The organism is Kluyvera cryocrescens NBRC 102467 (assembly GCF_001571285.1).
In the GTDB taxonomy this organism is placed as follows: Bacteria; Pseudomonadota; Gammaproteobacteria; order Enterobacterales; family Enterobacteriaceae; genus Kluyvera; species Kluyvera cryocrescens.
Genome location: NZ_BCTM01000018.1, coordinates 52,256 through 70,718 on the forward strand (window position 1 = coordinate 52,256; position 18,463 = coordinate 70,718).

The following is an 18,463-nucleotide window of genomic DNA, read 5'->3' on the forward strand; positions in this document are numbered from 1 at the left end:
CACCTCATCATTCCTGCAATGTTTCTTTTGGAAAATGCTGGGGTTACCAGCGGGCTACACCGCCGTCGCTGCGTGGGTCGCTGCCGCCTTCCAGCATGCCGTTGCGATGCCGGAGAATAGCTCCGGCATGCCCCATGAGGTCGTCATAAGGGGGGTAGATCTCGACGTCATGGCCGTACTGTTTGAGGGTGTCGGTAGTCGCCGCTCTATGACGGCTTTCAATCTTAAGAGTGTCGCTGCTTTCACCCCAGGTGCGGCCGAGGAGCCAGCGCGGGGCGGTGATGGCCGCCTGAGGCGTCATTTTCTGGTAGACAATACGGTCGAAGACCGCTGCCAGCGTTTGCGGCTGGCCATCGCCGCCCATGCTGCCGTAAACCAGCACGCTGCCGTCGGCGAGCCGCGCCAGCGCAGGGTTGAGGGTATGAAACGGGAGTCGCCCCGGCTGCAGGGGGTTGGTCGCGTTGGGATCCAGCGAAAAACTGCTGCCACGGTTTTGCCAGATAACGCCGCTGTCCGGCAGGATCACCGCGCTGCCAAATTCGTGATAGATACTCTGAATAAAGCTAACGGCTGTCCCCGAACCATCGATAACGCCCATCCAAATGGTATCGGCCGGACCGCGTCCTTTACCCCATGGTAGCGCGCGGTCGACGGCGATTTGCGCACTCAGTTCGCGAATACTGTCGGCGGTCAGTAAAGACTGCGGATCGAGCGTCATATGCGCCGGATCGGTGATATGACGATCGCGCAGGTTGAAGGCCAGCTTGGTGGCCTCCACGCACTGATGAATAAAGTCGGCCTCGTCAGTTATCACGCCCTTTTTACGCTGCTGTTCAAGAATACCGGTGATGAGCAATGACACCAGTCCCTGCGACGGCGGCGGCAGGTTATAGACCGTTCCCACATCGGTTTGCAGCGCCAGCGGTTTCACCTGTGAGGCACGAAAACGGTCAAAGTCAGTAAAACGCAGCAGGCTGCCTGCGGCCTCCAGTTCAGCACTCATCAACCGTGCGGTTTCACCGTGGTAGAAATCCGCTAATCCGTGGGTCGCTAATCGCTCAAGCGTGTTTGCCAGCGCAGGTTGCAACAACAGCTCATTCACATCTAACGCTTTGCCTGATGGCGCAAACAGGCCACAAAAGCCGGGATGCTGATGCAGTTGCGCCAGCCGCGAGCTGATTTGCTGATGCAGACCAGGCGAAACCGGTACGCCTTGACGCGCGTAGTGGATGGCATCTTTTAACAGCCGAGGCAAAGGAAGGGGGCTATTCGCCGTATTTTGTTCAGCCCACGCCAGCGCCTGTTCCCAACCGGATACCGTCCCAGCCACGGTGTTGGCTGCCAGCGGCCCGCGCACGGGAATGTGTTGATAGCCTGCCTGGCGGTAAAAATCGAGGCTCGCTTTTTGTGCCGCAAACCCGCAGGCCTGAATCGCCACCGGCTCGTGTCCCGGTGTAGAAATCAACCAAAAACCGTCGCCGCCAATGCCATTCATGTGCGGGTAGACCACGGCGATGGTGGCAGCCGCTGCCACCATCGCTTCAACCGCGTTGCCGCCTTCGCGCAGCACCGCCACCGCGCTTTCCGCAGCCAGCGAGTGCGGCGCCACGGCCATCCCCTGCATACATTTTGCTGATTGGTACTGAGTCATTGCCGGTCACCTTGCCTACATGAGTGTATACATCAATGTAGGCACAAACCGTGCCAGTTATCATTTTCTTTATTTATCTGAATGTTACGATGAAGAGCCACTTTGGGTGACTTTTTTGAGCGGGCAATGCGCGCACCGAAACGGTGCCAATGTGGGTTCATGGTGCGTATTTCAGCAGATGGGATAAACAAAAAACCCTGCCGAAGCAGGGTTTCATATTCTACGTTAGCAAAGCGCTATTCTTAGAATGGGATGTCGTCGTCGAAGTCCATTGGCGGTTCGTTAGACGGTGCCGGAGCGGACTGCTGCTGCGGACGGGACTGTGCGCCGCCGCTGAACTGGTTGCCGCCCTGCGGCTGCTGAGGCTGACCCCAACCGCCCTGCTGCTGCTGGCCGCCACCTGCTGGTGCTGCGCCGCCGCCCTGACGGCCACCAAGCATCTGCATGGTACCGCCGACGTTAACCACCACTTCAGTGGTGTATTTTTCTGCGCCGGACTGATCGGTCCATTTACGGGTACGCAGTTGGCCTTCGATGTAGACCTGAGAACCTTTACGCAGGTATTCACCCGCAACTTCCGCCAGCTTGCCAAACAGCACAACGCGGTGCCATTCGGTCTGCTCTTTCATTTCACCGGTCGCTTTGTCACGCCAGGATTCGGAAGTAGCCAGCGTAATGTTGGCAACTGCACCACCATTTGGCATGTAGCGTACTTCCGGGTCCTGGCCCAGGTTACCGACGAGAATCACCTTGTTTACGCCTCTGCTGGCCATGTTTGTCTCTCCTGAAAATGTATCTTGATTAAGTGTAAACGCGCCAGTGTATCATTTCCAGACCGTATTTTAATAGCCGCGATAGAGATTCCACTAAACATCTTGTTGCCATACAATTTTTCATCGTCCGGCCTAATCCGCATTCCAATACTGTATATTCATTCAGGTTAAGTTGTGTCATAATTAGCCGTTTCTGCCGTTTGTCCTTCTAACAAACCAGGCAATCCGTGTATCTTCTACCGGGAAAGGTGAATGGATAAGATCGAAGTTCGGGGCGCCCGCACCCATAATCTCAAAAACATCAACCTCGTCATCCCTCGCGACAAACTGATTGTCGTGACCGGGCTGTCTGGGTCTGGTAAATCCTCATTGGCTTTCGACACCCTCTACGCCGAGGGGCAGCGTCGCTACGTAGAATCGCTTTCTGCCTATGCGCGTCAGTTCCTGTCGCTGATGGAAAAGCCGGACGTCGATCATATTGAAGGGCTGTCGCCGGCTATCTCCATTGAGCAGAAGTCGACCTCACACAACCCGCGTTCTACCGTCGGTACCATCACCGAAATTCACGACTATTTGCGTCTGCTGTACGCTCGCGTCGGTGAGCCGCGCTGTCCGGATCACGACGTGCCGCTGGCGGCGCAAACCGTCAGCCAGATGGTCGATAACGTGCTGTCGCAGCCGGAGGGCAAGCGTCTGATGCTGCTGGCTCCGATCATCAAAGAGCGTAAGGGCGAGCACACCAAAACGCTGGAAAACCTGGCAAGCCAGGGCTATATCCGCGCGCGTATTGACGGCGAAGTTTGCGATCTGTCCGATCCACCGAAGCTCGAACTGCAGAAGAAACACACCATTGAAGTGGTTATCGACCGTTTCAAAGTGCGCGATGATTTAGCTCAACGCCTGGCGGAATCGTTTGAAACCGCGCTGGAGCTCTCCGGCGGTACGGCGGTGGTCTCCGACATGGACGATCCAAAAGCGGAAGAGCTGCTGTTCTCCGCCAACTTCGCCTGCCCAATCTGCGGCTACAGCATGCGTGAACTCGAACCACGCCTGTTTTCATTCAACAACCCGGCCGGCGCCTGCCCAACCTGTGACGGCCTGGGCGTACAGCAGTATTTCGACCCCGACCGTGTTATCCAGAATCCAGAGCTGTCGCTCGCCGGCGGTGCGATTCGCGGCTGGGATCGCCGCAACTTCTATTATTTCCAGATGCTGAAATCACTGGCGGAGCACTACCAGTTTGATATCGAAGCGCCGTGGGACAGCCTGGGCGCTGTCGCACAGAAGGCGATTCTGTACGGTTCAGGCAAAGAGTCGATTGAATTCAAATACATCAACGACCGTGGCGATACCTCCGTGCGCCGCCATCCGTTCGAAGGCGTGCTGCATAATATGGAGCGCCGCTATAAAGAGACGGAATCGAGCGCGGTCCGCGAAGAGCTGGCGAAATTCATCAGCAACCGCTCTTGCACCAGCTGTGACGGTACGCGCCTGCGTCGCGAAGCCCGCCACGTGTACGTTGAAAATACGCCGCTGCCCACCATTTCCGACATGAGCATCGGTCACGCGCTGGACTTCTTCACCAACCTGAAGCTGGCCGGTCAACGGGCAAAAATTGCTGAAAAGGTCCTGAAAGAGATTGGCGATCGCCTCAAGTTCCTCGTGAACGTCGGCCTGAACTACCTGACCCTTTCGCGTTCCGCTGAGACGCTGTCCGGTGGTGAAGCACAGCGTATTCGCCTGGCCAGCCAAATCGGGGCAGGCCTGGTGGGCGTCATGTACGTGCTGGATGAGCCGTCAATCGGCCTGCACCAGCGCGATAACGAACGTCTGCTGGGAACGCTGGTTCACCTGCGTAACCTCGGTAACACGGTGATTGTGGTCGAACACGATGAAGACGCTATTCGCGCCGCGGACCACGTTATCGACATTGGCCCTGGTGCAGGCGTGCACGGCGGCCAGGTGGTTGCCGAAGGGACGCTGGATGACATCATGGCGGTGCCAGAGTCGTTAACCGGGCAGTTCATGAGCGGCAAACGCAAAATTGAAGTGCCGAAAAACCGCGTTCCGGCCGATCCGGAAAAAGTGCTTAAACTGACCGGCGCATCGGGTAACAACCTCAAAGACGTGACCCTTACGCTGCCAGTCGGCCTGTTTACCTGCATCACCGGCGTTTCCGGCTCGGGTAAATCGACGCTGATTAACGACACGCTGTTCCCTATTGCGCAGACGCAGTTGAATGGCGCAACCATTGCCGAACCGGCACCGTATCGTGACGTTCAGGGACTGGAACATTTCGATAAAGTTATCGATATCGACCAGAGCCCAATCGGCCGTACGCCACGCTCTAACCCAGCGACCTACACCGGCGTCTTTACGCCGGTGCGCGAGCTGTTTGCCGGCGTGCCTGAGTCACGTTCGCGCGGCTACACGCCGGGACGCTTTAGCTTTAACGTCCGCGGTGGGCGCTGTGAAGCCTGTCAGGGCGATGGCGTTATCAAAGTTGAAATGCACTTCCTGCCGGATATCTACGTGCCGTGCGACCAGTGCAAAGGCAAACGCTATAACCGCGAAACGCTAGAAATTAAGTACAAAGGCAAGACTATCCACGAAGTGCTGGATATGACCATCGAAGAGGCACGCGAATTCTTCGATGCCGTACCGGCGCTGGCGCGTAAGCTGCAAACCCTGATGGACGTGGGCCTGACCTACATCCGTCTTGGTCAATCGGCTACCACGCTGTCCGGCGGTGAAGCCCAGCGCGTGAAGCTGGCGCGCGAGCTGTCAAAACGCGGTACCGGCCAGACGCTGTACATTCTGGATGAACCTACCACCGGTCTGCACTTTGCCGATATCCAGCAGCTGTTAGAAGTGCTGCATCAGCTTAGGGATCAGGGCAATACCATCGTGGTGATTGAGCATAACCTGGACGTCATTAAGACGGCCGACTGGATTGTCGATCTCGGCCCAGAGGGCGGTAGCGGCGGCGGTGAAATCCTCGTTTCCGGCACCCCGGAAACGGTGGCTAACTGCGAAGCTTCGCACACCGCGCGCTTCCTGAAGCCGCTGCTGTCGTAATTACGAGTACATCTGCTGCCGGAGCGCTTCCGGCAGCAGCTCGACCGCCAACTGATAGGATGCATCGACCAGGTAGTAAATCTGTGAGTTTGGCAGTGAGCCGTCGAGATACACCGTACTCCAGTGCGCTTTATTGAGATGGCGGCTGGGGCGCACATCTTTATGCTGTTCACGCAGCAGTTCTGCCAGTTCGGGGCTGGTTTTCAGTGACACCGCCGGGCGGTCTTCCACATCTTTAACCATCGCGAAAAGCACATCGGCCACTTTAATCTGAGTTGCCTTCCAATCGCTGTGGACGCTTTGCTCCGCGCCACGCTTAGCCATGCAGTACAGCAGAAGATCCGAACTGGTCATCGTCATACTCCTTTGTATTACTGCCACCTGTGCAAAAAATCATCACCTTCAGTGTGCAACAAGACGCCGAAAGGTTAAACCTTCCAGCGCATTATTTCGCCTAAAAAAGCATCGTTTTTTTGGTGGGACGTTCAATACTCGGAGTTAACGATCACTTCTTCATTGAAGGCGCCGGCCTGTGGCAATGGGCGATAGGTTGAGTTTGAGGCGCGCAGCACGCGGATCCCTCTGGCTCCGACTTCACGCGCAGCGGTGATGTCGTTGTCGGAATCACCGTAGAACACCCGAACATTTTTCTCTTTCAGCCACTGCGTTTTGCTGTTTTGTCCCGGATGATCACCGGCAAAAATCACCGGATTCATGCTCGTAGCGGGGATCAGGAAATCATCCTGCAGCGTTTTGGAGACGGTTTCGGTTTTGGTCGGGCTGCGTCCGGTGACAAAGTAGATGCTGTCGCCGCGCTTCACGTGCATCGCAATCAGCGATCGCGCAACTTCTTTGGGAATGCTAAAAGCATCCCAACCGTTGTTCATTTTTTCCCAAAAATCAGGGTTCTTCAGGTAGTCCTCGCTGTCCGGTGAATAGGTTCTTTGTCCGCGCCAAAAGCCAGGGCTGGAGAACAACACGGTATCATCGATATCAAAACCGACGGCCATCGGCGGATGACCAAGCAGACTATTTTCAATCTGTGCCACAGAGACCCAATGGATAGGCGCTTGCTCAGCAAGTTTCGCAATATCGGTCCCTGGATAGAGTGGCGAAGGCGACGACGCATGAGCCGTCACCGAAGCATTCAGTGCAAATAACAAGCAGACGGCACTGAGAGCTTGCGTAATCTTGCGCATGTTTTCCCTTAATTCGTCGATTCGTTATTGTTTTAAAGTGAGTGGACTGCCAATAAAGCACTGCGACCTTACCGTCTGGGGTCGATGAAAGGAAGGTTTTTCTAAGAATAATCCTGAAAAAAGTAGGGGGATCACACTTTAATTAGTGGAAAACACTCTGGCTCGGCGCAAAGCTTAGAGCCAGAGTGAGCACATACTTACATTACCGCAGCAAAGGCTTTGGCAACCCGCTGTACGTTTCGGCTGTTGAGCCCTGCCACGCACATGCGGCCGCTGGCAATCAGGTAAACACCGAACTCATCGCGCAGTCGGTCAACCTGTTGCGCACTCAGGCCGGTGTAGCTAAACATCCCACGCTGCTTGAGCAGATAGTCGAAGTTGCCGTTCGGCATCTCTTCTTTCAGCACGTTGACCAGCGCCTGGCGCATTTCCAGAATACGTGTACGCATCCCTTCCACTTCCGCCAGCCAGTTAGCTTTAAGCTCAGCGTCGCCCAGCACCGCTGCCACCACCTGCGCCCCGAAGTTCGGTGGGCTGGAGTAGTTACGACGGACGGTTGCTTTCAACTGACCCAGCACGCGCAGCGCGGTTTCATTATCTTCACAGATAATCGACAGGCCGCCGACGCGCTCGCCGTACAGGGAGAAAATCTTAGAGAAGGAGTTGCTGACCAGCGCAGGCAGCCCGGCGGCGGCAATCGCGCGAATAGCGTAGGCGTCCTCATCCATCCCCGCGCCAAAACCTTGGTAAGCGATATCGAGGAATGGGATCAGTTCACGGGCCTTCAGCACCTCAACCACTGCGTCCCACTGCGCAGGCGTGAGATCGGCGCCGGTCGGGTTATGGCAGCACGGATGCAGCAGCACGATGCTGCGTGCTGGCAGCGTGTTGAGTTTTTCCAGCAGCGCGTCCACGCGCACGCCGTTGGTTTCGCTGTCGAACCACGGGTAGGTGCCAACGGTAAAGCCCGCGCCTTCAAAAATCGCGATATGGTTTTCCCACGTCGGGTCGCTGACCCACACGCCGGAATCGGGGAAGTAGCGCTTGAGGAAATCCGCACCAACCTTCAGTGCACCGGAGCCACCGAGGGTTTGAATTGTCGCCACGCGCTGTTGCTGGAGAACCGGGTTGTCCGCGCCAAACAGCAGCGGCGCCACGGTGTGACGGTAGCTGTTAAGCCCTTCCATCGGCAGATACAAAGAGGCGCCGTGCGGCTGCGCGTTCAGACGCGCTTCGGCTTTCGCCACCGCCTGCAGCTGTGGAATGATGCCGTCTTCGTTGTAGTACAGCCCGATACTGAGGTTAACTTTGTCGCTGCGCGGATCTTCTTTGAAGCGTTCCATTAACGAAAGAATGGGGTCGCCCGCATAGGCGTCAACTTTTTGAAACACGCGATGGTTCTCCAGGTTTACAGAAAGGCAGGAAATAACACAATAAACCGGATGCTGCGGAAGGTCGAGAGGTAGTTGCGGGTTTTGCCCGGCATCGCATAACGACGCCAGGCGGTGTGGCGTTAACGCTTAATCAATATACTTCATCGCCACGCGCGACGTCAGCCGCGTAATAAGTTCGTAAGCACTTACTTTTGTAATTTCAGCGATGCGTTCAACCGGCAGCCCCTGGCCCCACATGATCACCGTATCACCGGTTTTATCTTCCGCTTCAGGCCCTAAATCGACGCAAATCATATCCATCGCCACGCGGCCAACAATCGGGACTTCACGGCCGTTCACCAGTACCGGCGTTCCGGATGGCGCGGCGCGAGGATAACCATCGCCGTAGCCCATCGCCACCACGCCCAGGCGGGTGTCACGCTCGCTGATCCACGTACCGCCGTAGCCTACCGCTTCACCGGCTTTATGCTCGCGTACCGCAATCAGGCTGGAAGTCAGCGACATCACCGGCTGCATGCCAAAATCCGGCCCCCACGGCTTTTGCTCCAGCGGCGATACGCCGTAGAGAATAATGCCCGGGCGCGCCCAATCGAAATGCGATTGTGGCCACAGCAGAATGCCGCCGGAAGCAGCAATGGAGCGCAGCCCCGGCTTGCCGGCGGTAAAGGTATTGAAGATGTCCAGTTGGCGTTCCGTCGCCCCGCAGTCCGGCTCATCGGCGCGGGCAAAGTGGCTGACGATATTGACCGGCTGGCGAACATTTTTGCACTGGCTCAGGCGCTGATAAAAGGCTTCCGCTTCTTCCGGGCGAACGCCCAGGCGGTGCATACCGGTATCGAGCTTCATCCACACGGTGACCGGCTCATCTATTTCGGCGGTTTCCAGCGCTTCAAGCTGCTCAATGTTATGCACAGCGGTATGCAACTGCTGCGTCGAGATGGTCGGCAGATCCGTGGCGTTAAAGAACCCTTCCAGCAGCAGGATCGGCTGGGTAATACCGCCGTCGCGCAGGCGCAGGGCCTCTTCAAGGCGGGCAACGCCAAAAGCATCGGCGTCGGGGAGCGTTCGCGCGGTCTCGAGGAGACCGTGTCCGTATGCGTTCGCTTTCACCACCGCAACCAGCTTGCTGGCAGGTGCCAGTTCACGCAGACGTTGCAGGTTGTGTCGCAGAGCGCGGCGGTTAATGACTACAGTTGCCGCTTGCATTTGTGTTCCTTGATAAGTGTTTGCTTGAATGACCTGATTCAGTGTTGTTATTCGTCGTCGTACTGCGGACCGGCGTAGTTATCGAAACGCGACCACTGACCGTTAAAGGTCAGACGTACCGTACCGATTGGGCCGTTACGCTGTTTACCAATAATAATCTCGGCAATGCCTTTTAAGTCACTGTTTTCGTGATAAACCTCATCACGATAGATGAACATAATTAAGTCGGCATCCTGCTCGATGGAGCCGGATTCACGCAGGTCGGAGTTGACCGGGCGTTTATCCGCACGTTGTTCCAGGGAACGGTTAAGCTGCGACAGCGCGACCACCGGCACATGTAATTCTTTGGCTAACGCCTTCAGAGAGCGGGAAATTTCCGCAATTTCCAGCGTACGGTTATCGGAAAGCGACGGCACACGCATCAGCTGCAGGTAGTCGATCATAATAAGACCAATACCGCCGTGCTCGCGGGCAATACGACGCGCGCGCGAGCGCACTTCCGTCGGCGTCAGGCCGGAGGAGTCATCAATGTAGATATTACGTTTTTCCAGCAGGATCCCCATGGTGCCGGAGATACGCGCCCAATCCTCATCATCGAGCTGGCCGGTACGAATACGGGTCTGGTCAACGCGAGAAAGCGATGCCAGGGAACGCATCATAATCTGCTCTGATGGCATCTCAAGACTGAAGATCAGTACCGGTTTGTCCTGCAACATCGCCGCGTTTTCGACGAGGTTCATCGCAAATGTCGTTTTACCCATCGACGGACGCGCCGCGACGATAATCAAATCCGACGGCTGTAAGCCTGCGGTCTTTTTATTGAGGTCATCGTAGCCGGTATTCACACCAGTGACGCCGTCGTGCGGCTGCTGGAATAGCTGCTCAATACGCGCCACCGTGGCGTCGAGCACCTCGGTGATGTTTCTCGGGCCTTCATCTTTGTTGGCACGACTTTCGGCAATTTTAAAGACGCGGGACTCAGCCAGATCCAGCAGGTCTTCGCTGGTGCGCCCCTGCGGGTCGAAGCCGGCTTCGGCGATTTCGTTCGCGACCGCAATCATTTCGCGCACAACCGCACGTTCGCGGACGATGTCGGCATAAGCACTAATGTTTGCCGCACTTGGCGTATTTTTGGATAACTCAGCCAGATAGGCAAAACCACCGACGCTGTCCAGTTGGCCCTGCCGCTCCAGCGATTCCGCGAGCGTGATCAGGTCAATCGGGCTACCGCCTTCCTGCAGTCGGCCCATCTCCGTGAAGATGTGACGGTGCGGGCGCGTGTAGAAATCGTCGGCGACGACGCGCTCAGCGACATCGTCCCAGCGCTCGTTATCCAACATTAAACCGCCCAACACCGATTGTTCCGCTTCAATCGAGTGCGGCGGTACTTTCAGACCTGCCACCTGAAAATCGCGTTCGCGAGCTTCGGTTTGAGGTTTGTTGAAGGGTTTATTTGCTGCCATAGTGAATGGTATTACCGAGATAAAGAGTGGGTCGAAAGATTACCACATTGTTCTGGAGGAAGCATGGCAACCCGTATTGAATTTAGCAAACATGGCGGCCCCGAAGTGCTAAACGCCGTCGAATTCACCCCCAACGCCCCTGCTGAAAACGAAGTGCAGGTGGAAAACAAAGCGATCGGCATTAACTATATCGATACCTATATCCGCAGCGGCCTTTACCCGCCGCCATCAATGCCAAGCGGTTTGGGCACCGAAGCCGCGGGCATAGTCAGCCAGGTAGGCAGCAACGTTAAGCATATCAAAGCTGGCGATCGCGTGGTTTACGCGCAGTCGGGGCTTGGCGCCTACAGTTCCGTGCATAACGTCGCGGCCGATAAAGTCGCCCTGTTGCCGGCGGCTATTTCTTACGAGCAGGCCGCCGCTTCATTCCTGAAGGGGCTGACGGTCTTTTATCTGCTGCGCAAAACCTATGAAATCAAACCCGGCGAACCGTTTCTGTTTCATGCGGCCGCGGGCGGCGTCGGTCTGATTGCCTGCCAGTGGGCTAAAGCGCTAGGGGCGAAGCTCATTGGTACGGTCGGCAGCGCTGAGAAAGCGCAGCGTGCGCTACAGGCCGGAGCCTGGCAGGTGATTAACTATCGTGATGAAAATATTGCCGAGCGGGTGAAAGCCATCACCGGCGGTAAAAAGCTGCCGGTGGTGTACGACTCGGTTGGCAAAGACACCTGGGAAGCATCGCTCGACTGCTTGCAGCGCCGTGGCCTGATGGTCAGTTTTGGTAACTCGTCCGGGCCGGTGACCGGTGTTAACCTCGGCATCCTCAACCAAAAAGGCTCACTGTTTGTCACACGCCCTTCCCTCAACGGCTACATCACGACCTATGACGAACTGAAGGAAGCCAGCCACGAGCTGTTCTCACTGATTGCCAGTGGGATCATTAAAGTGGATGTGGCGGCGAACCAAAAATATCCGCTGAAAGAGGCGCGACGCGCGCATGAGATTCTGGAGAGCCGGGCAACCCAGGGCTCGAGCCTGCTTATCCCGTAAAGATTCTGCGGCACAAAAGACTAGGGCTTCCCGTAGGAAGCCCTTTCTTTTTTTAGTTCGGCTGTATGTAGGGTACAGCTCGATGAATTCGTTAACGCCAGTCATAGTGACAGATTTTTTACGCGAATCCTACGGCGTTTTATGCAAAACTTTTGAGGTTGTGACGAAGCCCTCAATACCTCCGATAGTCGCCGCGCAAGCTCTGATTTTTCGGTGAATTAATCGCCCGAACGATCCACACCACCACCACGGCCAACAGCAACCACGGCAGCAGTTTAATCATCAGCGCGAACAAGCCGCCGACAAACATCAGCACCGTTGCCACTACCAGTGCGGCTATAATCCCGAGCAGCGAAATGCCCGTGACCAGCAGCATGACAAAAAATCCAATCACAAATAATAGTTCCAGCATCGTCGCTCTCCCAGAATTCACACTTATCTGGTTGAACTATTACAAAAACCGTGCCAAAAATAACTTATTGAATATAAACAAAAACGCCCCGCAACATTGTGCAGAGCGTGGTGAATTTGACCAGGTTTTAGCGAAATAATTAACGCTTATCGGCAACCAGTTTTAGCGCATGCTCAAGGACGTCAATACCTGCGCCGGCTTTGTGCGCATTTTCACTCAGGTAGCGACGCCACTGACGCGCCCCCGGGATACCCTGGAACAAGCCCAGCATATGACGCGTGACGTGTCCCAGGTATGTACCATTGCTCAGCTCACGCTCAATGTAAGGGTACATGGCACGTACAACCGCCACCGGGTCGGCATCGACATCGCTCGCGCCGAAGATCTCGCGGTCCACCGACGCCAGGATACCTGGATTCTGATAGGCTTCGCGCCCAACCATCACGCCGTCCATATGCGCCAGATGCGCTTTGGCCTCTTCCAGCGATTTAATGCCGCCGTTGATAGACATCGTCAGGTGCGGGAAATCACGCTTAAGCTGATAGACGCGCGGGTAGTCCAGCGGCGGGATCTCGCGGTTTTCTTTCGGGCTAAGCCCAGAAAGCCAGGCTTTACGCGCATGGATGATAAACATCTCGCACTCGCCGCGGCCGGAAACCGTGTCGATAAAATCGCAGAGGAATTCGTAGCTGTCCTGGTCATCGATGCCGATACGCGTTTTAACCGTCACCGGGATCGACACCACGTCGCGCATCGCCTTCACGCAATCCGCCACCAACTGCGCATTACCCATCAGGCAAGCGCCAAACATGCCGTTCTGTACGCGGTCAGACGGGCAGCCAACATTGAGGTTAATCTCGTCATAGCCGCGCGCCTGCGCCAGCTTCGCACAGTGCGCGAGCTGAGCCGGATCGCTACCGCCAAGCTGCAGGGCAACCGGGTGCTCTTCTTCGCTGTAGGCCAGATAGTCGCCTTTACCGTGAATAATCGCCCCGGTGGTCACCATCTCGGTATACAGCAGCGTGTGCTGCGACAGCAGGCGCAGGAAGTAGCGGCAGTGTCTATCCGTCCAGTCGAGCATTGGCGCGATGGAGAAACGGTGTGCAGGGAGAGCAGCAGTCGAAGATTCTGACAACATGGCGATTATTTAAGCATCCGGGAAAAAGGGGCGGCTACTATAGCATAAAGCCTGAACAGAAACGTAATGCTCGAGGGGAATCCCCCGGCGGCGCTAAGCTTAGCCGGAGGATGTGGCGTGGCTTAGAACGTCACACTCACCTGCGCGCCGGCGCCCCAGGTTTGATCCTCACCGTACAGCCCCATCAGATCGAGATGGACGCGGTTAAACGGCGCAAAACCCACGCCGCCGGTAAAGACGTTGCTGTCGTTATTTTTCACATCCGCGCGATAACCCGCGCGCACCGCCAGCCAATCGAGTGGGCGTACCTCGGCCCCCACGCCGACGTACTGCGAGCTCTCCTCGCTCTTAAAGCCTTTGGTTTCAGTCAGGTCGCCGTCGGCACTTAACGTCAGCATATCGGTATGCCACGCCACGCCCGCGGTGACCAGCGGGCGGATTTGGTAGGTATCACGCACTCCCGCCACTTCCTTGGTGTCGATATCGCGGGAGAAGAGATTTTGCCCACTCAGCCCCACCGTCCAGTTTTCACTGAGATCGGCGGCCATCCCCGCATCAACGTTAAAACCGGTATCGTCATTACGATAGCGGCTGCTGTTGATATCGTCGCTGCTGAAGTTGTAGATCGACACGGTGTAGTTGTAGAGCCAGGTTTTTTGCAGTTTCGGCGTCACACCGAATGACACCGGGATGCCGCCAAAATCAAACTGGCGCGCAATCGCCACGCCATAATCGGAGACAATGGCCGCACGGCCATAGCCTTCTGATTTCAAATCATTGGTGTTGGCCGTCAGTACTTTAGATGGCGTGGCCTGAATACCGCGCAGAATGTCGATATCACCTTGATCGATATACGAACTCACCCGCGCACGCGCGTCAGCTTTCGCCACAAATGCTACCGCCAGCACATCGTTTGGAATGGTAATCGCCATCCCGGCGCCGGCTTTCGCCCGTGCGGTTTTTCCTTTTAGTGATGAGAGCTGATCCGCCAGATTGCCTGCCGCGGAAGAGACCTGCCGATAGCCAGGGCTACCGGGAATGAACAAATCGGCGAGGTTGATGTTGTTCAACGAACGGCGATAAGCATTCACATCATCGCTAATGTCATCAATCTTGTTACGCAGATTATCTTTGTCAGAAATCTGTGCCCCAATAGTGGGGAGAATGACCGTAATATCATCCTCCGGCTTAGCCTTCGCCAGCAATGCCGGGTTGATCAATACACCGCTGCCATAGTGAGCCGAAGCCACCCCGGTTCCCCCCATGGCGTCATTTCGGGCCTCCGTCCAGCCGTTTGCGGCCCCTGCCTGACCTGCCACCAAAAAAGAGACAGCGATCCCCATCAGCGAAAATTTTTCGTTTTTATTCACAGTTTGCTCGTCTTATTGTCTGTTTATGAAACAACCCTCCATCCGTTATCGCCTGGATGGAGACGAACTATTGCTGTGAATAACGGGACAAAAAGTGGTCTGTTCCCTTAACTGAAATTCTCAACGGGCCTGTCGTTATTAGTAAGCGCCCTAATCTTTTATAGAAGAAGATGGCTAATTTCGCCCAGGTTTTCCGTCATGCGGGCCGAAAAACTGCGGTGGATGGTCCACCCAGCGGTCTTCACGCGTCACGGCATAGGAGGCATTTAACGGGTAGTAAATACGGTTGGAGCGCTTATTCGCCTCCCCGACAACCAGTAGTCGCACCTCTTCTGACGTATTATTGATAAAGGTGTGACAGACCCCGGTTCCCGCCGGGAAACCCACGCTATCGCCCGGCTGGAGCTTCCACAGATAGCCGTTAATCCACGCCTGCGGATACCCCTCCAAAACGTAGATAAACTCCTCTTCATCGCTTTCCGCATGAGGATAGGACGTGCGGCGCCCCGGCGGTAAACGCTCGTGGTGAATACCAATGTGTCGAAGCCCTAGCGCGCGAGCCAGCGGCGCACCGATGGAAAAGCGTTCGTCGCTATCGGGATAGGTTGAGTCGTCCGGGCCTTCAACGTCGTGCCAATGGCGAATGCAATCGGGTCTTTTCATTATTTTTGGTCCTGAGTGTGATGAACACCTGCTATAACACACCTATAGCACACCGGTGGAAACTCGGCGTTTCTGCCATAACATGATAAAGTAGGTGTTTGTTTCGCCCGAGACCGAGGACGCCAATGGATAAGACCACTACGCAAGAACTGTTAGCGCAGGCTGAAAAGCTGTGTGCGCAACGCGGCGTGCGCCTGACTCCACAACGTCTGGAAGTCCTGCGGCTAATGAGTTTGCAGGAAGGGGCAATCAGCGCCTACGATCTGCTCGATCTGCTGCGCGTAAAAGAGCCGCAGGCTAAGCCTCCAACGGTGTATCGCGCGCTGGAATTTCTGCTTGAGCAGGGCTTTGTTCACAAAGTCGAATCCGCCAACAGCTACGTGCTGTGCCACCTGTTTGACCAACCGACGCATACTTCCGCCATGTTTATCTGCGATCGCTGTGGCGTGGTTAAAGAAGAGTGCGCGGAAGGGGTTGAAGACATCATGCATGCGCTGGCGGCGAAAATGGGCTTTGCTCTACGCCATAACGTGATTGAAGCACACGGTCTGTGCTCAGCATGCGTTGAAGTCGAAGCCTGCAAAGCGCATGAGCACTGCCAGCACGACCACACGATTCAAATTAAGAAAAAGTCCCGCTAGCGGGCGCTAAGCGGGACTGCGTACATCCTTGTACGCGCTGTGCTACCAGCGGTGGTTATGACGTTTATCCCAGCTATCGACCTCTTTTTCAGCCTGATCCTTCGCATAGCCGTAACGCTCCTGAATTTTACCGACCAGCTGATCGCGTTTCCCTTCGATCACCGTCATATCATCATCGGTCAGTTTGCCCCATTGCTCTTTCACTTTACCTTTAACCTGTTTCCAGTTGCCGCCGACTTCGTCTTTATTCATTGTCGAATCCTCGATCGTCAGTGAGTGAATAGCGAAAGTTTTTCTTCAGAACAAACATCTTTTCGCTAAGCTTGAGATTAATTGTAGTCACTCATTCTGACTTCGTTTCACTATTCGGAATCTTTAACCATCACGTCAGGCAAACCAGCTATTGTTTCGCCAGTGCCGACGCCATATAAACGCCAGCGACAGGCCGCGTAGCGCCAGGAAGACGGCAAGCGCCAGCCATAGGCCGTGGTTACCGAGCAGCGGTAGCGTCAGTAGCGTTAGCGCAAATCCCGCCGCCGCCACCGCCATGCTATTACGCATCTCCGCACCGCGCGTCGCGCCGATAAACATGCCATCAAGCAAATAGCACCACACGCCAATGACCGGTAGCACCATCTGCCACAGCACGTAGCGGTCAGCCAGCTCGCGTAGCTCAGGAAGGGAAGTCAGCAGCGCCACGATATGCTCACCCAGCAAGGCGTAAACCAGCGCGAAGGCCAATGCAACAACGCCAGCCTGACGGCACGCCGCCCGCCACACCTCCAGCAGTTGGCTGCCATCACGCGCCCCGTAGGCCTGACCGGAATGCGCTTCGACCGCATAGGCGAAACCGTCCAGCGCATAGGCCGTAAAAGTCAGCATGGTCATCAGTACCGCATTGACCGCCACAATGTCACTGCCAAGCCGGGCACCAAAAACGGTCAACGCACCAAAGCACAGCTGCAGCAGCAGCGAGCGCAGCATTATGTCGCGATTGAGCGCCAACAGGCGTTGAAAATCGCCCAACCACGCGGTTTTCAGCATCGCCCAGGAAATCCCGCGCATCACCAGCACCTTACGCACCATGCCCAAACCAACCAACAGCGTGGCGTATTCGGCGATGGCCGTGGCCAGCGCCGCCCCCTGCACGTTCATATGCAGCCCCATCACCAGCCACAGGTCGAGCACGATATTGAGCACGTTCCCCACCACCAGCAGGATCACCGGCGCACGAGCATACTGAACGCCCAACAGCCACCCCAGCAGCACCAAATTGGCTAACGAAGCGGGAGCGCTGAGCCAACGGATAGCGAGAAAACGCTGCGCCTGCTCGAGCACCTCACCGCTGCCACCCACAATAGAGAGCGCCAGATCAATCAGCGGGTTTTTAAATAGGATAATCAGCAACCCCGCGCCCAGCGCCAGCAGCAGCGGCTGTACCAGCGCCCGCGCCAATGCCTGCGGGTCTTTGGCACCAAACGCCTGCGCGGTCAGCCCGGTCGTGCTCATGCGCAAGAACAGCAGCAGCATAAACAGGAAGCTGGTTGCGGTCGCACCAATGGCCACGCCGCCCAGATAGACCGGGCTGTCGAGATGGCCAATCACGGCGGTATCCACCAGCCCCAGCAGCGGCACGGTAATGTTGGAGAAGATCATCGGTAGCGCAAGGCGCCACAGGGCCTTATCGGCAGAAGTCAGTAGCGGCATCGGTATGAACCAGAAAGAAAAAAGGCTGTGATAACAGAGGTATCACAGCCATTTGACAGAGGGGGATTGTTACAGCCACTCACCGTTGCGGATAACACCAACGGCCAGCCCTTCGATGGAAAAGTTCTGCTGACGCAGATCGACGACGATTGGCGAAAACTCGCTGTTTTCTGGCAGCAGTTCGACGACGTTACCCTGTTTTTTCAGGCGTTTCACCGTCACTTCTTCGTCGATGCGCGCAACCACTACCTGGCCGTTACGCACATCCTGGGTTTTATGCACCGCGAGCAGGTCGCCGTCCATAATACCAATATCTTTCATCGACATGCCGCTGACGCGCAGCAGGAAGTCGGCGCTCGGCTTGAAGAGCGATGGATCGACCTGATAATGGCCTTCAATGTGCTGCTGTGCCAGCAGCGGCTCGCCCGCCGCAACGCGGCCAATCAGCGGCAGGCCCGCTTCTTCTTCCACCAGCAGGCGGATACCACGCGAGGCTCCAGAGACAATCTCAAGCACCCCTTTACGCGCCAGCGCTTTCAGGTGCTCTTCAGCCGCATTCGGGGAACGGAACCCCAAGCGCTGAGCAATTTCCGCACGCGTTGGCGGCATGCCCGTTTGGCTGATGTGATCCCGAATGAGATCAAACACCTCTTGCTGCCTGGTCGTTAACGCTTTCATTCCGCCCCCTGGGTGTATATACAGTTATGCTGTGAGTATATAC

General features: G+C 56.1%; 17 protein-coding genes. 3 read left to right on the top strand and 14 right to left on the bottom strand.

Annotation, left to right across the window (positions count from 1 at the left end; all coding sequences use genetic code 11):
* Positions 1-43 precede the first annotated feature (43 nt).
* The gene (locus KCR01S_RS14190; RefSeq protein WP_244886212.1) at positions 44-1,651 is read right to left on the bottom strand and encodes a gamma-glutamyltransferase family protein; all 1,608 of its coding nucleotides are present in this window, start codon (positions 1,649-1,651) and stop codon (positions 44-46) included.
* Between the two features lie 242 nt (positions 1,652-1,893).
* The gene (gene ssb1, locus KCR01S_RS14195; protein WP_061283355.1) at positions 1,894-2,424 is read right to left on the bottom strand and encodes a single-stranded DNA-binding protein SSB1; all 531 of its coding nucleotides are present in this window, start codon (positions 2,422-2,424) and stop codon (positions 1,894-1,896) included.
* 252 nt (positions 2,425-2,676) lie between these two features.
* Here ssb1 and uvrA point away from each other — a divergent pair, with 252 nt between their 5' ends.
* Positions 2,677-5,502, top strand: coding sequence for an excinuclease ABC subunit UvrA (gene uvrA / locus KCR01S_RS14200; protein WP_061283356.1), 2,826 nt, complete (start codon positions 2,677-2,679; stop codon positions 5,500-5,502).
* Here uvrA and KCR01S_RS14205 read toward each other — a convergent pair whose 3' ends face one another.
* From KCR01S_RS14205 to dnaB, 5 genes are all read right to left on the bottom strand, one after another.
* Positions 5,503-5,856, bottom strand: a complete 354-nt coding sequence (locus KCR01S_RS14205) for an MmcQ/YjbR family DNA-binding protein (protein ID WP_061283357.1) — start codon at positions 5,854-5,856, stop codon at positions 5,503-5,505. It lies immediately after the preceding gene.
* Between the two features lie 131 nt (positions 5,857-5,987).
* A complete protein-coding gene (gene aphA / locus KCR01S_RS14210; RefSeq protein WP_061283358.1) occupies positions 5,988-6,701 on the bottom strand; it encodes an acid phosphatase AphA in 714 nt (237 codons plus the stop codon).
* 197 nt (positions 6,702-6,898) lie between these two features.
* A complete protein-coding gene (gene tyrB / locus KCR01S_RS14215; RefSeq protein ID WP_061283359.1) occupies positions 6,899-8,092 on the bottom strand; it encodes an aromatic amino acid transaminase in 1,194 nt (397 codons plus the stop codon).
* A 129-nt stretch (positions 8,093-8,221) separates the two neighbouring features.
* Positions 8,222-9,301: an alanine racemase gene (gene alr / locus KCR01S_RS14220; protein ID WP_061283360.1), complete on the bottom strand. Its 1,080-nt coding sequence runs from the start codon at positions 9,299-9,301 to the stop codon at positions 8,222-8,224.
* A gap of 47 nt (positions 9,302-9,348) precedes the next feature.
* Positions 9,349-10,764, bottom strand: coding sequence for a replicative DNA helicase (gene dnaB / locus KCR01S_RS14225; RefSeq protein ID WP_052281837.1), 1,416 nt, complete (start codon positions 10,762-10,764; stop codon positions 9,349-9,351).
* Between the two features lie 63 nt (positions 10,765-10,827).
* On the opposite strand from dnaB, the gene KCR01S_RS14230 reads away from it, so the two are divergent.
* The gene (locus tag KCR01S_RS14230; protein ID WP_061283361.1) at positions 10,828-11,811 is read left to right on the top strand and encodes a quinone oxidoreductase; all 984 of its coding nucleotides are present in this window, start codon (positions 10,828-10,830) and stop codon (positions 11,809-11,811) included.
* A 172-nt stretch (positions 11,812-11,983) separates the two neighbouring features.
* On the opposite strand, the gene pspG is transcribed toward KCR01S_RS14230, so the two are convergent.
* The 4 genes from pspG to KCR01S_RS14250 all read right to left on the bottom strand — a co-directional run bounded on the left by pspG (position 11,984) and on the right by KCR01S_RS14250 (position 15,394).
* A complete protein-coding gene (gene pspG, locus KCR01S_RS14235) occupies positions 11,984-12,223 on the bottom strand; it encodes an envelope stress response protein PspG (protein ID WP_061283362.1) in 240 nt (79 codons plus the stop codon).
* A gap of 139 nt (positions 12,224-12,362) precedes the next feature.
* Positions 12,363-13,361, bottom strand: a complete 999-nt coding sequence (gene dusA / locus KCR01S_RS14240) for a tRNA dihydrouridine(20/20a) synthase DusA (RefSeq protein ID WP_061283363.1) — start codon at positions 13,359-13,361, stop codon at positions 12,363-12,365.
* A 122-nt stretch (positions 13,362-13,483) separates the two neighbouring features.
* Positions 13,484-14,731 (bottom strand): conjugal transfer protein TraF, encoded by a 1,248-nt coding sequence (locus KCR01S_RS14245; RefSeq protein ID WP_061283364.1) that lies wholly within the window; start codon positions 14,729-14,731, stop codon positions 13,484-13,486.
* Positions 14,732-14,905: 174 nt separating this feature from the next.
* Positions 14,906-15,394: a cupin domain-containing protein gene (locus KCR01S_RS14250; RefSeq protein ID WP_061283365.1), complete on the bottom strand. Its 489-nt coding sequence runs from the start codon at positions 15,392-15,394 to the stop codon at positions 14,906-14,908.
* A gap of 125 nt (positions 15,395-15,519) precedes the next feature.
* Between KCR01S_RS14250 and zur the strand changes: the two genes are divergently transcribed.
* Positions 15,520-16,035, top strand: coding sequence for a zinc uptake transcriptional repressor Zur (gene zur, locus KCR01S_RS14255; protein WP_052281831.1), 516 nt, complete (start codon positions 15,520-15,522; stop codon positions 16,033-16,035).
* Between the two features lie 42 nt (positions 16,036-16,077).
* On the opposite strand, the gene KCR01S_RS14260 is transcribed toward zur, so the two are convergent.
* The 3 genes from KCR01S_RS14260 to lexA all read right to left on the bottom strand — a co-directional run bounded on the left by KCR01S_RS14260 (position 16,078) and on the right by lexA (position 18,420).
* Positions 16,078-16,287 carry a CsbD family protein gene (locus tag KCR01S_RS14260; RefSeq protein WP_035897337.1) on the bottom strand — a complete coding sequence of 70 codons (210 nt, stop codon included), beginning with the start codon at positions 16,285-16,287 and terminating at the stop codon, positions 16,078-16,080.
* A 135-nt stretch (positions 16,288-16,422) separates the two neighbouring features.
* Positions 16,423-17,742: an MATE family efflux transporter DinF gene (gene dinF / locus KCR01S_RS14265; RefSeq protein ID WP_061283366.1), complete on the bottom strand. Its 1,320-nt coding sequence runs from the start codon at positions 17,740-17,742 to the stop codon at positions 16,423-16,425.
* Positions 17,743-17,811: 69 nt separating this feature from the next.
* Positions 17,812-18,420 (bottom strand): transcriptional repressor LexA, encoded by a 609-nt coding sequence (lexA, locus tag KCR01S_RS14270; RefSeq protein ID WP_061283367.1) that lies wholly within the window; start codon positions 18,418-18,420, stop codon positions 17,812-17,814.
* Positions 18,421-18,463 lie beyond the last annotated feature (43 nt).